Origin of the sequence: Dyella sedimenti (assembly GCF_022760995.1) — a bacterium.
GTDB lineage: Bacteria > Pseudomonadota > Gammaproteobacteria > Xanthomonadales > Rhodanobacteraceae > Dyella > Dyella sedimenti.
Genome location: NZ_JAKWJO010000004.1, coordinates 36683 through 49434, shown reverse-complemented (window position 1 = coordinate 49434; position 12752 = coordinate 36683). Strand labels below are relative to the sequence as shown.

At 69.8% G+C, this 12752-nt stretch carries 14 protein-coding genes and 1 tRNA gene; 10 read left to right on the top strand and 5 right to left on the bottom strand.

Annotated elements, in window-relative coordinates; all coding sequences use genetic code 11:
- Window positions 1-108 precede the first annotated feature (108 nt).
- Both MJ605_RS10280 and MJ605_RS10275 read right to left on the bottom strand, forming a co-directional pair.
- A complete protein-coding gene (locus MJ605_RS10280) occupies window positions 109-570 on the bottom strand; it encodes a peroxiredoxin (RefSeq protein WP_243041429.1) in 462 nt (153 codons plus the stop codon).
- Window positions 571-848: 278 nt separating this feature from the next.
- On the bottom strand, window positions 849-1406 hold the full coding sequence (locus MJ605_RS10275; RefSeq protein WP_243041428.1) for a glycine cleavage system transcriptional repressor: 558 nt from the start codon (window positions 1404-1406) through the stop codon (window positions 849-851).
- A 120-nt stretch (window positions 1407-1526) separates the two neighbouring features.
- On the opposite strand from MJ605_RS10275, the gene dapA reads away from it, so the two are divergent.
- Entirely contained in the window at window positions 1527-2420 is an 894-nt protein-coding gene (dapA, locus tag MJ605_RS10270; protein WP_243041427.1) for a 4-hydroxy-tetrahydrodipicolinate synthase, read from the top strand.
- Between the two features lie 38 nt (window positions 2421-2458).
- A complete protein-coding gene (locus MJ605_RS10265) occupies window positions 2459-3052 on the top strand; it encodes a hypothetical protein (protein WP_243041426.1) in 594 nt (197 codons plus the stop codon).
- A gap of 93 nt (window positions 3053-3145) precedes the next feature.
- On the opposite strand, the gene fdxA is transcribed toward MJ605_RS10265, so the two are convergent.
- Window positions 3146-3469, bottom strand: a complete 324-nt coding sequence (fdxA, locus tag MJ605_RS10260; protein WP_243041425.1) for a ferredoxin FdxA — start codon at window positions 3467-3469, stop codon at window positions 3146-3148.
- A gap of 48 nt (window positions 3470-3517) precedes the next feature.
- Window positions 3518-3593: transfer RNA gene (locus MJ605_RS10255), tRNA-Glu, on the bottom strand.
- Between the two features lie 179 nt (window positions 3594-3772).
- On the opposite strand from MJ605_RS10255, the gene pcnB reads away from it, so the two are divergent.
- The 6 genes from pcnB (at window position 3773) to pgi (ending at window position 9612) form a co-directional block, all read left to right on the top strand.
- Window positions 3773-5125 (top strand): polynucleotide adenylyltransferase PcnB, encoded by a 1353-nt coding sequence (gene pcnB / locus MJ605_RS10250; protein WP_243041424.1) that lies wholly within the window; start codon window positions 3773-3775, stop codon window positions 5123-5125.
- The gene (folK, locus tag MJ605_RS10245) at window positions 5122-5604 is read left to right on the top strand and encodes a 2-amino-4-hydroxy-6-hydroxymethyldihydropteridine diphosphokinase (RefSeq protein WP_243041423.1); all 483 of its coding nucleotides are present in this window, start codon (window positions 5122-5124) and stop codon (window positions 5602-5604) included. The genes pcnB and folK overlap by 4 nt, the downstream gene beginning before the upstream one ends.
- A gap of 56 nt (window positions 5605-5660) precedes the next feature.
- Window positions 5661-6491, top strand: a complete 831-nt coding sequence (panB, locus tag MJ605_RS10240; protein WP_243041422.1) for a 3-methyl-2-oxobutanoate hydroxymethyltransferase — start codon at window positions 5661-5663, stop codon at window positions 6489-6491.
- 31 nt (window positions 6492-6522) lie between these two features.
- Window positions 6523-7368 (top strand): pantoate--beta-alanine ligase, encoded by an 846-nt coding sequence (gene panC, locus MJ605_RS10235; protein ID WP_243041421.1) that lies wholly within the window; start codon window positions 6523-6525, stop codon window positions 7366-7368.
- Window positions 7369-7471: 103 nt separating this feature from the next.
- A complete protein-coding gene (gene panD, locus MJ605_RS10230) occupies window positions 7472-7858 on the top strand; it encodes an aspartate 1-decarboxylase (protein WP_243041420.1) in 387 nt (128 codons plus the stop codon).
- Between the two features lie 104 nt (window positions 7859-7962).
- Window positions 7963-9612 carry a glucose-6-phosphate isomerase gene (gene pgi, locus MJ605_RS10225; protein WP_243041419.1) on the top strand — a complete coding sequence of 550 codons (1650 nt, stop codon included), beginning with the start codon at window positions 7963-7965 and terminating at the stop codon, window positions 9610-9612.
- Window positions 9613-9631: 19 nt separating this feature from the next.
- Here pgi and queG read toward each other — a convergent pair whose 3' ends face one another.
- Window positions 9632-10702 (bottom strand): tRNA epoxyqueuosine(34) reductase QueG, encoded by a 1071-nt coding sequence (gene queG / locus MJ605_RS10220; protein ID WP_243041418.1) that lies wholly within the window; start codon window positions 10700-10702, stop codon window positions 9632-9634.
- Window positions 10703-10762: 60 nt separating this feature from the next.
- Here queG and MJ605_RS10215 point away from each other — a divergent pair, with 60 nt between their 5' ends.
- On the top strand, window positions 10763-12244 hold the full coding sequence (locus tag MJ605_RS10215) for an NAD(P)H-hydrate dehydratase (protein ID WP_243041417.1): 1482 nt from the start codon (window positions 10763-10765) through the stop codon (window positions 12242-12244).
- The gene (tsaE, locus tag MJ605_RS10210) at window positions 12241-12696 is read left to right on the top strand and encodes a tRNA (adenosine(37)-N6)-threonylcarbamoyltransferase complex ATPase subunit type 1 TsaE (protein WP_243041416.1); all 456 of its coding nucleotides are present in this window, start codon (window positions 12241-12243) and stop codon (window positions 12694-12696) included. Before MJ605_RS10215 ends, tsaE begins: the two co-directional genes overlap by 4 nt.
- Window positions 12697-12752: the final 56 nt, after the last annotated feature.

Sequence of the window (12752 nt, the reverse complement as noted above, 5' to 3'; positions counted from 1 at the left end):
CCGTGGCGAGCCACGGGAAGCCGGCCGACGCGGCCGGGCAGGCGGGCGCCGCGCCGCGCGGCCATCCTTGGGGATGGCTGGGGACGTGGCGGGGCGGGCGATCGAGGGTCACTTGGCGGGAATGGCGTCGAGCACGGCCTGGGCGTGTCCGGGAACCTTCACGTTGCGCCATTCCTGCACCAGCTTGCCCTCGGGGTCGATCAGGAAGGTACTTCGTACGATACCCATGTGACGTTTTCCATACAGCACCTTCTCGTGAATCACGTCGAAGGCCTGGCACCAGGTTTCCTCGGGATCGGACACCAGCGGGAACGGCAGCTCCTGCCTGGCGGCGAAATTGGCGTGGGATTTCACCGAGTCGCGCGAGACGCCGACGATCTGCGCATGGCGCTTCCTGAAGGCGGGATAGAGGTCGCGGAAGTCCTTCGCTTCGTTGGTGCAACCGGGCGTGCTGTCCTTCGGGTAGAAGTACACCACCACCCATTGGCCCCGCAGGCTGTCGAGGGTCAGTTCGCCGCCGTCGCCAGTGGCGCCTTTGAGCTTGGGGGCTTTCTTGCCGACTTCGGGCATGGGTTCTCCTGCGAAGCCATGGCGGGCTTCGGCTGTGGACAGGTCGTCGGGGGAAAGGGGGCTGCGGGATGCGGCATGGGGCCGAAAGACGTGCGTCCAGCGATCGTTGCCGCTCGATTCGCCTGCCGCATGCCTGGCCCTCCGGTGCTGCCCGGGGACAGAGACTAGCGCTTGCGCCGACGAATGACAGCCCTTGCGCGCAAGGGCGCAAGGGGGCATCCTCGAATACCCGCATGCGACGGCGAAAAAAAGGGTTTTCCAGCCCGCCGCCGGATCGCTCAGAACTTCACCGGGTCCATGATGGCGTCCAGGTTGAGGCCATCGCAGAATTCCAGGAAATCGTCGCGCAGCGCGGCGATATGCGTCGCCGACGGAATGCCGATGGTGATCTGCGCCTGGAACATGTCCGCGCCGGTCTGCATCGCCTGGTAGCGCAGCGAGCTCATCTGCTCGATCACGATGTCGCGGCGGTCGAAGAAGTCGATGATCTTCACCAGGATGCCGGGCCGGTCGGCCGAGATCACCTCGACCAGGTAGGGCAGCAGGTGCGAATGGTGCTCGCGCGGCGAGGTGCGGTAGTGCACCAGCCGCAGGTCCTCGTCGCGCGCCAGCTTGACCAGCGCCGATTCCAGCTTGGCCACCGCGTCCCAGGCGCCGGTGGCGAGCAGGGTCAGCGAGGTGTCCGGGCCGATGGTGGCCACCCGGGCGTCGGTCAGGTTGCAGCCGGCCTCGGCGATCCGCTTGGCCAGCGTCAGCAGTGGGGTGCGGGGGGAGGGAGTCAGCGTCTGGATCAGCAACTGGTGGTCACTGCCGGCGCGCGCGGAAGAACGGTTCAAGGAGCGTCACCTGTGGCGACCCCGCCGCCAGACGGGGTGAGGACGATCGGTCGAGCTTACTTGTCGCCCCCGCAAAGCCGCAAGTAATATGCAGGGCTTGGATTTTGGGCGGAGTGGGTCTTGGACATTCGCGGAAGCATCTGCGCGCTGGTAACGCCGTTCACGGCGGATGGCGCGCTCGATCTGGCGGCTTTCGGGCGCCTGCTCGATTACCAGCTCGCGGGAGGCACGGAAGGCGTGGTCGTTGCCGGCTCCACCGGCGAGGCGCACATGCTCGAGCACGACGAGTTCGATCGCCTGCTGGCCTTCGCCGTGGAGCGTGTTGCCGGCCGCGTGCCGGTGCTCGCCGGCACCGGCGAGGCCGGCACCGCCAAGACCGTGGCGCTGACCCGACGCGCCAAGGCGTTGGGCGCCGACGCGGCGCTGGTGGTGGCGCCCTACTACGTGCGGCCCACCCAGGAAGGGCTGCGCCGCCACTTCCTGGAAGTGGCCGAGCACGGCGGCCTGCCGGTGCTGCTGTACAACGTGCCCACCCGCACCGCCTGCGACCTGTTGCCCGCGACGGTGGCGCAGCTGCGCGACCACCCGGCCATCGTCGGCATCAAGGAGGCCGTGGGCGCTGACGAGCGCATTCGTGCCTGCGCGGAACTTGCGCGCCCGGATTTCGTCTATCTGTCCGGCGACGATGGCACGGCCTGCAAGGCGATGCTGGCAGGGGGCGCCGGCACGATCTCGGTGGTGGCCAACCTGGCGCCTCGCGCGTTCCGCATGTTGTGCGACGCGGCCACGGCCGGCGACCGGCTGGAGGCGCAGCGCTGCGATGCGGTGCTGGCGCCGCTGGTGGAGGCGCTCAACTGCGCGCCGAACCCGATCGCGGTCAAGGCGGGCCTGCCGCCGCTGGATCTGGGGCTGGCCGCGCCACGCCTGCCCCTGGTTGAATTGGAGGATGGCCCGGATCGCACGCGGCTTCGCGAAGCGCTGGCGGCTCTGGCATCCTTGACGCATGCGGCCTGAATTTTCAGGCCATTGATACTCCTACGGAATCTGCTTACATGAAGAAATCCCCGCTCGTCGCAGCCCTGCCGGTGCTGGCCTTGTCCGCCTTGTTGCTCTCGGGCTGCGGCATGTTCCGTTCGCAGAAAGCCTGGGAAAACGCCAAACAGGAATCGCCGCTGGAAATCCCGCCGGGCCTGGATACGCCGTCCACCAGCGCCGCGCTGGTGATCCCGGAACCGGGCGCCAACAACCCCACCTCCAGCGGTGCCACCTCGCGCTTCGGCAAGGGCGGCGGCGTGATCGCCGACGGCTTCGTGCTCAACGACAGCGTGGACAACACCTATCGCCGCGTGGGCCAGGCCCTGGAGAACGGCGACATCGGCCAGGTGCTCGCGCACGACGACGATGCGCACACCTATACGCTGAGCGTGGTTGCCTCGGACCAGCCGACTGAGAAGAAGGGCTTCTTCAGCAGCATGTTCAACGGCAAGTCGCGCAAGAGCGAGGACGCGCCGGGCGCGGCGCCGCACCAGGTGCAGCTCGCCGTCGGCAACAGCGGCGCCAAGGCCAGCGAAGTGCGCGCCCAGGGCGATGCCGCGGCGGTGGCCAAGGTCATCGATACCCTCAAGGGACGGCTCGGCGGCAGCTGAGCGCGCCGGCGCGCCAACGCAAAACGCCGCCCTCGGGCGGCGTTTTCGTTTGATGGCGATGCCGGGGATGCCTGGAAAACGGCGTGCGTCCGTTCAGCGTTCCAGCTGGTCGATCTTGTTGGGCTTGTTTTCCCAGGCCTTGGCGTCGGCCAGGGCATCCTTGCGCTCGGTGATGACCGGCCAGCTCTTGGCCAGCTCGGCATTCAGCGCCACGAACGATTCCTGCCCGGCGGGCACGTCGTCCTCGGGGTAGATGGCGTTGATCGGGCATTCCGGCTCGCACAGGGTGCAGTCGATGCACTCGTCCGGATCGATCACCAGGAAGTTGGGGCCTTCGTGGAAGGCGTCGACGGGACAGACCTCGACGCAATCGGTGTACTTGCACTTGATGCAGTTGTCGGTGACGACAAAAGTCATGCTGTCACGTGCCTGTGCTGGGTGGACGCGGCCCGTGCCAGGCCGAAGTGGCGCTCCCTACGAGGTTCGAACTCGTGTTCCCGCCTTGAGAGGGCGGTGTCCTGGGCCACTAGACGAAGGGAGCGAAATGCACCGGAGCGCGCTAGTATAACGGAATTGCTTCGCCCGGCAATGCCCCGTGGGCGGATTTTCGCCCCGGGGCGACGCGGCCCGCACGGCCGCGGCGGGCAGGGTAGAGCGGCGCCTGGCGCCGCGACTGGTCGCTTTGATACGGCGCTGCGCGCCCGCAAGGATCCCAACCGCTTGAGTCACGACGCAAGGACCAACACCACGCCTGCACTGCGCATCATTCCGCGCGAGCAGCACGTGATTTCGCGCAAGAACATCAGCAAGGCGGCACTGCGCGTGCTGTATCGCCTGAACGAGGCCGGCTACCAGGCCTATCTGGTGGGGGGCGCCGTGCGCGATCTCCTGCTGGGCGGACATCCCAAGGACTTCGACGTGGCCACCAGCGCCACGCCGGAAGAGGTCAAGAAGCTGTTCCGCAATTCACGCCTGATCGGACGCCGCTTCCGCCTCGCCCACGTGGTGTACGGGCCGGAGATCATCGAGGTGGCCACCTTCCGCGGCACCGGCGAGGAGGAAGGCGAGGGCGACCGCCACATCGTGGACGGCCGCATCGTGCGCGACAACGTGTGGGGCACCATCGAGGAGGACGCGCTGCGCCGCGACTTCCGCGTCAACGCGCTCTACTACGACATCAGCGACTTCTCGGTGCGCGACTACGTCGGCGGGATGCAGGACGTGGAGGGCCGCGTGCTGCACCTGATCGGCGACCCGGCCACGCGCTACCGCGAGGACCCGGTGCGCATGCTGCGCGCGGTGCGCCTGGCGGCCAAGCTCAATTTCCGCATCGACGCGGCCGCCGCCGCGCCGTTCGACGAGCTGGGCCCGCTGCTGGCCGATGCCGCGCCGGCGCGCCTGTTCGACGAATCGCTCAAGCTGTTCCTGGCCGGCCATGGCCTCAAGAGCTTCCACCTGCTCGAGCAGACCGGCCTGCTGCGGTACATGTTCCCGGCCACGGCGCGTGCGCTTATGCGTGGCGACCAGGCCCTGCGCGCCCTGGTCGAGCAGGGCCTGGCCAACACCGATGCGCGCGTGAGCGAGGGCAAGTCGGTGACGCCGGCGTTCCTGTTCGCCGTGCTGCTGTGGGGCGAGGTGCGCGACCTGGCGCACACCTGGATCACCAAGGGCACGGAGCCCGGCATTGCCTGGGAGCGCGCCGCCACCCGCGTGGTCGGCGAACAGTGCCAGCGCGTGGCGATCCCGCGCCGCTTCACCCTCACCATGGAAGAGATCTGGGCGCTGCAGCCCCGTTTCGAGCAGGTGCAGCGCAAGCGCGTGTTTCGCCTGATGGCGCATCCGCGCTTCCGCGCCGCCTTCGACTTCCTGCTGCTGCGCGCGCCGGAGTCGCCGTCGATACGCCAGCTCGGCGAATGGTGGGCGCACGCGCAGCAGTTGCCGCACGAAACCTTGGCGGCGGCCTTGTCCGGCGCGCCCGTGGCGGCCTCCGCGGACGTGCCGGAGGCCAAGCCGCGCAAGCGCCGTCGCCGCCGTCCGGCCGGCAAGCCGGGCAGCAAAGCGGATCCGGCGTGACCGGTGCCTATATCGCGCTGGGCAGCAACCTGGGCGATGCGCGCGGCCATGTGCTCGGTGCACTGGACGCCTTGGCGAGGTTGCCGGGCGTGCGCGTGCTGGCGCGGTCACCGCTCTACCTGACGCCACCGTGGGGCGTGCTGGAGCAGCCGCCGTTCGTCAACGCGGTGGCTCACGTCGATACGGTGCTGGCGCCCCAGGAACTGCTGGATGCGCTGCTGGTGATCGAACGCGCCGCCGGCCGCGTGCGCGACGGCGAGCGCTGGGGGCCGCGCACGCTGGACCTGGATGTGCTGCACATGGACGGCGTGGAACAGGCGGACGAGCGCCTGACCCTGCCGCACCCGCGCATCCATGAGCGCGCCTTCGTGCTGCTGCCGCTGAACGACCTGGCGCCGGGCCTGGAACTGCCTGGCCAGGGCCGCGTGGCGGAGTTGCTGGCGGCGTTGGATACGGCAGGCCTCGAACGCCTGCCTTGAGTGCGCCGCGCCTGACGCGGGATAATCGTCGTCTGTTTCCTTTCCAGGGATACGCCGTGTACGTGCAGAAAGCGAATGCGCCCACGCGCAAGCCGGTCACCGTGCCGTCCTTGCGTGCGATGAAGGCGGAAGGCCGTCGCATCGTCATGCTGACCGCCTACGACGCCAGCTTCGCGGCGCAGCTGGAAATGGCCGGCGTGGACGTGGCGCTGGTGGGCGACTCGCTGGGCATGGTGGTGCAGGGGCATGCCAGTACCCTGTCGGTGACGCTGGACCAGATGGTCTACCACACCGGCATGGTGGCGCGCGGCCTGCACGCCACGCTGCTGGTGGCCGACCTGCCGTTCATGGCCGACCGCGACGTACCGCACGCGCTGGAAGCCGGCGCCCGCCTGGTGGGCGAGGGCGGCGCGGCGATGGTGAAGATCGAAGGCGCCTCGCCGCACATCCTCGAGGCGATCTCGGCGCTGACCGAGCGGGTGATCCCGGTGTGCTCCCACCTGGGCCTCACGCCCCAGTCGGTGCACAAGTTCGGCGGCTTCCGCATCCAGGGGCGCGCGCAGGAAGCGGCCGACGCGCTGGTGGCGCAGGCCCAGGCGGTGGAGGCGGCGGGCGCCTCGTTGCTGGTGCTGGAGGGCATTCCCTCCACGCTGGGCGAGCGCATCACGCGCGCGGTCTCCATCCCGACCATCGGCATCGGCGCCGGCCCGCATTGCGATGGCCAGGTGCTGGTGATCCACGACATGCTGGGCATCACCCCGGGCAAGCGCCCGAAGTTCAGCAAGGATTTCCTCGCAGGACGCGATTCTGTGGCCGCGGCGATCGCGGCCTACGCCGAGGAGGTGCGCAGTGGCGCCTTCCCGGCCCCGGAACACGGCTTCGACTGACGTCCAAGCATTCCCCTAGAGCAAAGCATCCATGCAGACAGTGCAAGACGCCGCGGCGCTACGCGCCGTGATCCGCGGCTGGCGCGGCCAGGGCCAGACCGTGGGCTTCGTGCCCACCATGGGCAACCTGCACGCCGGCCATCATTCCCTTATCAAGCTGGCCCGGGCCCGGGCGGACCGGGTGGTGGCGAGCGTGTTCGTGAACCCCACGCAGTTCGGCCCCAACGAGGATTTCGAACGCTACCCGCGCACCCTCGCGCAGGACCAGGTGGGACTGGCCGAGCAGGGCTGCGACCTGCTGTTCGCGCCGGAAGTGGCCACGATCTATCCGTTCGGCGCCGCCCATAGCGTGAGCATCCACGTGCCGCAGCTCACCGAGACGCTGGAGGGGGCGCACCGCCCCGGCCACTTCGACGGCGTGGCCACGGTGGTGTGCAAGCTGTTCAACCTGGTGCAGCCGGACCTTGCCGTGTTCGGCCAGAAGGATTTCCAGCAGCTGAAGGTGATCGAGCGCATGGTGCGCGACCTGTCGCTGCCAGTGAAGATCATGGCCGCGCCCACCCAGCGCGCGGAGGACGGGCTGGCGCTCAGTTCGCGCAACCAGTACCTCACGCCCGAGGAGCGCGCGCTGGCGCCGCAGGTCCAGGCCGTCCTGCAGCAGATGCATGAGCTGGTCGGCAAGGGACACGCCATTCCGGTGGTGGAGCAGGCGGCTGCCTCCAAGCTGGCCCGCGCCGGTTTCGACGTCGATTACGCGGTGATCCGGCGCGCCGAGGACCTGGCCGAGCCTGCCGAGGGCGAGCGCGAGGGCCTGGTGGCGCTGGTCGCCGCCCGCCTGGGCCGCACCCGCCTGATCGACAACTTGCCGTTCGACTGAACGGCCCCATGTAGGGGCTGACCGGCCGGGTCATGTTGCGGTGCGACGTTGCCCGGCCGGATAATGGTTGGCTATGCAGGCTGTTCCTGCCGGAAACGATGTCATGAACCTGAACATGCTCAAGGCCAAGATCCACCGCGCCACGGTGACTCACGCCGAGCTCCACTACGAAGGCTCCATCGCGATCGATGGGCTGTTGCTCGATGCCTCGGGCATCCGCGAGTACGAGCAGATCCATGCCTGGAACATCAACAACGGCAAGCGTTTCGTCACCTACGCGCTGCGCGCCGAGGAAGGCTCGGGCATCATCTCGGTCAACGGCAGCGCCGCCCATCGCGCGCAGCCGGGCGACCTGATCATCATCGCCGCGTTCGCGCAACTGGCCGAGGCCGAGGTCGCGCAGTTCCAGCCGACCCTGGTCTACGTGGACGCGAACAACCGCATCTCGCACACCAACCGCTCCATTCCCAAGCAGATGGCCGCGGCCTGACGCCTTCCCCGCTTCGCGGGCGGGGCCGCGGCGGATGGGCCGCTGGCGCGAAGCGCCGGATGCTGCGTAAGATCGGCGTCCCCATCCGCCGAGACCGAGCCCCCATGTCGTCCGAGCGCCGTTCGTCCTTCCTGGCAGAGCACGTCGATCGTCTTGCAGGCACCCACCTGCGCCAATTGCTGAAGGACGCCGCGCGCGGCCAGCGCCTGCGCCACCGGCTGGGCCCGCTGCTGCTCGACCTCAGCCGCCAGAAGCTGGATGCCGCCGCGCTGGACGCGCTGGGCGCGCACGTGGAATCCACCGGCTGGCAGGCCGCGCGCGACGCCATGTTCGCCGGCGCGCCCATCAATACCTCCGAAGGACGCGCCGTGCTGCATACCGCGCTGCGCGCCAGCGGTTCGCAGTTGCCGTCGCCCGCGCCCCGCGAGGCGCTCGACGAAATCCGCGCCACCTTGCAGCGCATCGATGCGCTGGTGCATGCCGTCGGCCTGGGCGACGCCTCGGCCTTCGGCGTCGCGCCGGGCATCACCGACGTGGTGAACATCGGCATCGGCGGTTCCGACCTGGGACCGCGGCTGGCCGTGCGCGCGCTCACGCCGTACCACGTGCCCGGCCTGCGCAGCCATTTCCTGACCAACGTGGACGGCCAGTCGGCCTACGAGCTGATGCACCAGCTCGATCCCAGGCGCACCCTGGTGGTGGTGGTGTCCAAGACCTTCACCACCCAGGAGACGCTGCTCAACGGCAACGTCATGCGCGAGTGGATCAGCCGCGCCTACGATGGCGATGCCGCCAAGGTGTCGCGCCATTTCCTGGCGGTGAGCGCGAACGTCGCCGCCGCGGAGCAGTGGGGCGTGCCGGCCGAGCAGGTCTATCCGATGTGGGACTTCGTCGGCGGGCGCTTCTCGCTGTGGTCGGCGGTGGGCCTGTCGCTGGCGCTGGCCATCGGCTCCTACCATTTCCACGCGCTGCTGAAGGGCGCGGCGCTGGTGGACGACCATTTCCGCAGCGCGCCCTGGCAGGAAAACCTGCCGGTGCTGCTGAGCCTGGTGGAGCTGTGGAACCGCAACGCGCACGGCCGCGCCAGCCGCGCGGTGGTGCCGTACGCGGACCTGCTCACCGACCTCACTTCCTACCTGCAGCAACTGGAGATGGAGAGCCTGGGCAAGCAGGCCACGCCGCAAGGCCAGCCGGTGGCGCAGTCCACCTCTGCGGTGGTGTGGGGCAGCGTGGGCACCAATGCGCAGCATGCCTACTTCCAGTCGCTGCACCAGGGCACCGACGTGGTGCCGCTGGAATTCATCGGCGTGGTGAAGCCGGCGCACGACCTGCGCGGCAACCACGACGCGCTGCTCTCCAACCTGCTGGCGCAGGCTGCCGCGCTGGCGCTGGGCAAGACCTTCGACGAGGCGCTGGCCGAGGCGAAGGAGGGCGACGAGGCCGCGCGGCGCGCGCTCGCCGCGCAGCGCACCTTCCCGGGCGATCGCCCGAGCACGGTGATCCTGCTCGACGCGCTGACGCCGGAAAGCCTGGGCGCGCTGATCGCGCTGTACGAGCACAAGGTATTCATGCTCGGCCACCTGTGGGGCATCAACGCGTTCGACCAGTGGGGCGTGGAACTGGGCAAGTCGATCGCCCGGCAGATCCTGCCCGCGCTGGAAGGCGGCGCGGCATCGCCGCTGGACCTGTCGACGCAAGCCCTGCTCGAGGTCATCCACGAGCGCCGCCTGACGCTGGACAAGCACAACCGCTGAAGCGCGTCCGGCGTGCTGGCTAGGCCGAGTGCCTGGCCAGCGCCCAGGCCACGTGCTCGCGCACGATGGCCGATGGATGATCGGCCCGTGCCAGCAGCGCCTGGCGCACCTCGGGCGAGGCGGGCGCATTGCCCAGCGCCACCGCGATATTGCGCAGCCAGCCCTCGTAGCCGGTGCGGCGGATCGCCATGCCTTCGGTGCGCTGCAGGAATTCCTGCTCGCTCCAGGCGAACAGTTCCACCAATTTCGCCCCGTCCAGGCGATGGCGTGGCGCGAAGTCCGGCTCGGTGGCCTCCTGCGCGAACTTGTTCCAGGGGCAGATCAGCTGGCAGTCGTCGCAGCCGAAGATGCGGTTGCCCATCGGCGCGCGCAGTTCCTCGGGAATGCTGCCGCGCAGCTCGATGGTGAGATAGGAGATGCAGCGGCGCGCATCCAGCCGGTACGGCGCCACGATCGCTTGCGTGGGGCAGATGTCGATGCAGCGGCGGCACGTGCCGCAATGCGCGCTGGCCGGCGCATCCACCGGCAGCGGCAGGTCGGTGTACAGCTCTCCCAGGAAGAAGTACGAGCCGGCATGGCGGTTGATCAGCACGGTGTGCTTGCCGATCCAACCCAGGCCAGCGTTGCGCGCCAGCGCCTTTTCCAGCACCGGCGCGGAATCGACGAAGGCGCGGTAGCCGAAGTCGCCCACGTGGGCGTGGATGCGCTCGGCCAGTCGCTGCAGGCGGTTGCGCATCAGCTTGTGGTAGTCGCGTCCCAGCGCATAGCGCGCCACGTAGCCGGCCCCGGGATCCTCCAGCACCTGCCAGGCATTGCGCGTGCCCGGCGGCACGTAGTCCATGCGCACGGTAATCACGCGCACGGTGCCCGGTTCCAGCTCGGCGGGGCGGCTGCGCTTGTCGCCGTGGCGGGCCATGTAGTCCATCTCGCCGTGGTGCCCCTCGGCGAGCCAGTGCTTGAGGTGCGATTCGTCCGCCGCAAGGTCGGTGCCCGCGATGCCGGCGTCGGCGAAGCCCAGCTCGCGCGCCCAGCGCTTGATGTCGCTGGCGAGCGTCGCATAGTCGGCGGATGGGCGCGGAAGGGCATGCATGCGTCCATTGTAGGCGTTGGAGACACGGCTCCCGAGTGTCGGCATGCCTATAATCCGCGCATGACCGCCAGCGCCCACCGCCATGAGCTCTACACCGTCGAACAGGTGCGAGCGCTCGACCGCCGAGCGATCGACACGCTCGGCATTCCCGGCTACGAACTCATGCAGCGCGCCGCCGCCGCTGCGCTGGTATGCCTTCGGCAGCATTGGCCGCAGGCGCGGCGCATCGCCGTGTGCTGCGGGCCGGGCAACAATGGCGGCGACGGTTTCCTGCTCGCCGCGCTGGCGCGCGAGGCGGGGCTGCAGGCCGAGGTGATCGCCCTGGGCGACAGCCGGGGCGACGATGCCATCCATGCGCGCCATGCGTTCGAGCAGGGCGGCGGCGTGGCGCACCCCTGGGCCGGGCAGGTCCTGCCCGAGGCGGACGTGCTGGTGGATGCGCTGTTCGGCACGGGCCTGCAGCGCGCCCTGGCGCCCGACGTGGCGGCGCTGGTGCGCCGCATGCACGACACGGGGCGGCCGATCCTGGCGCTGGACGTGCCTTCCGGGGTCAACGCCGATACCGGCGAGGTGCCGGGGCAGGCGGTCCATGCGGACGTCACCGTCACCTTCATCGCGGCCAAGCGCGGCCTCTACACCGGGCAGGCGCCCGGCTACGTGGGCCGGGTGCAGTGGGAGCCGCTCGGGCTGCCCGAGGCGCTGTGGCAGGGCTTCACGCCGGATGCGGTACTGCTGCCGCCGCGCACGCTGCCGCCGCGGCCTCGGCAGGCCCACAAGGGCGACAACGGCCATGTGTTGGCCATCGGCGGCGAGCACGGCACCGCAGGCGCGATCCGGCTTTGTGGCGAGGCGGCCCTGCGCGGCGGCGCCGGGCTGGTCAGCGTGGCCACCCGCGCGGAGCACCTGGTGGCGCTCAACAGCGCGCGCCCGGAACTGATGGCGCATGCGGTGGACGGGCCGCAGGCGCTGGAACCCCTGTTGCGCCGTGCCACCGTGCTGGCGGTAGGGCCGGGGCTGGGACAGGGGGCATGGGGCCACGCGCTATGGCTGACCGCGCTGGACGCCGGCCTGCCGATGGTACTCGATGCCGATGGCCTCAACCTGCTGTCGCGCGAACCGCGCCAACTGCCGGACCGCGTGGTGCTGACCCCGCATCCCGGCGAGGCCGCCCGCTTGCTGGGCACCGATACCGCCGCCATCGGCAAGGACCGCTTCGCCGCCGCCAGGGCGCTGGCCCAGCGCCATGGCGCGGTGGTGATCCTTAAGGGCGCGGGCAGCCTGATCGCCGACCCGGAGGGGCAGGTGGCCATCTGCCCGTGGGGTAATCCCGGCATGGCTTCCGGCGGCATGGGCGACCTGCTGACCGGCATCGTGGCGGCCCTGCTGGCCCAGGGTTGCGATGCCTGGGACGCGGCCTGCCTGGGCGCCGGCCTGCATGCACGCGCGGGCGATTTGGCCACGCGCGACGAGGGAGAGCGCGGCCTGATCGCCACCGATCTGCTGCTGCCGCTGCGCCGCCTGCTCAACGGCAAGGCGCCATGACCCCGTGCTGGGAGCTTGCCGACGAAGCCGCGACTGCGGCCCTGGCCGCCCGGCTTGCCGGCGCGCTGGATGAGGGGTTGGTGGTCTACCTGCATGGCGAGCTGGGCGCCGGCAAGACCAGCTTCGCCCGCGCCCTGCTGACCGCGCTCGGCGCGGGCGAGCGCATCAAGAGCCCGACCTACAGCCTGGTGGAGTCCTACCGCGTCCAGGGACGTCCGGCCTGGCACCTAGACCTGTACCGCATCGCCGATCCGGGCGAGCTGGAATGGCTGGGCCTGGACGCCTTGTCCGACCCCACCGCCCTGGTGCTGGTGGAATGGCCCGAGCGCGGCGCCGGGGCCCTGCCACAGGCCGATCTCGTCATCCATCTCGGCTATGCGGGTACGGGCCGCGTCGCCCGGCTGGAGGCGCGTACCCCGCGCGGCGTCCGGGTGGCGACCCGCCTCGCGTGAATGCCGTCATTCTCTAAGTATCGGACAATCTTGAGATTTTTCCTTTCGCCCGACGG

What these genes read in the sequence shown, in the direction of transcription:
- panD (WP_243041420.1), top strand. Translation starts at nt 7,472, where the DNA reads ATGAACCTGAACATGCTCAAGGCCAAGATCCACCGCGCCACGGTGACT.
- MJ605_RS10265 (WP_243041426.1), top strand. Translation starts at nt 2,459, where the DNA reads ATGAAGAAATCCCCGCTCGTCGCAGCCCTGCCGGTGCTGGCCTTGTCC.
- queG (WP_243041418.1), bottom strand. Translation starts at nt 10,702, where the DNA reads ATGCATGCCCTTCCGCGCCCATCCGCCGACTATGCGACGCTCGCCAGC.
- panC (WP_243041421.1), top strand. Translation starts at nt 6,523, where the DNA reads ATGCAGACAGTGCAAGACGCCGCGGCGCTACGCGCCGTGATCCGCGGC.
- tsaE (WP_243041416.1), top strand. Translation starts at nt 12,241, where the DNA reads ATGACCCCGTGCTGGGAGCTTGCCGACGAAGCCGCGACTGCGGCCCTG.
- pgi (WP_243041419.1), top strand. Translation starts at nt 7,963, where the DNA reads ATGTCGTCCGAGCGCCGTTCGTCCTTCCTGGCAGAGCACGTCGATCGT.
- fdxA (WP_243041425.1), bottom strand. Translation starts at nt 3,469, where the DNA reads ATGACTTTTGTCGTCACCGACAACTGCATCAAGTGCAAGTACACCGAT.
- MJ605_RS10280 (WP_243041429.1), bottom strand. Translation starts at nt 570, where the DNA reads ATGCCCGAAGTCGGCAAGAAAGCCCCCAAGCTCAAAGGCGCCACTGGC.
- MJ605_RS10215 (WP_243041417.1), top strand. Translation starts at nt 10,763, where the DNA reads ATGACCGCCAGCGCCCACCGCCATGAGCTCTACACCGTCGAACAGGTG.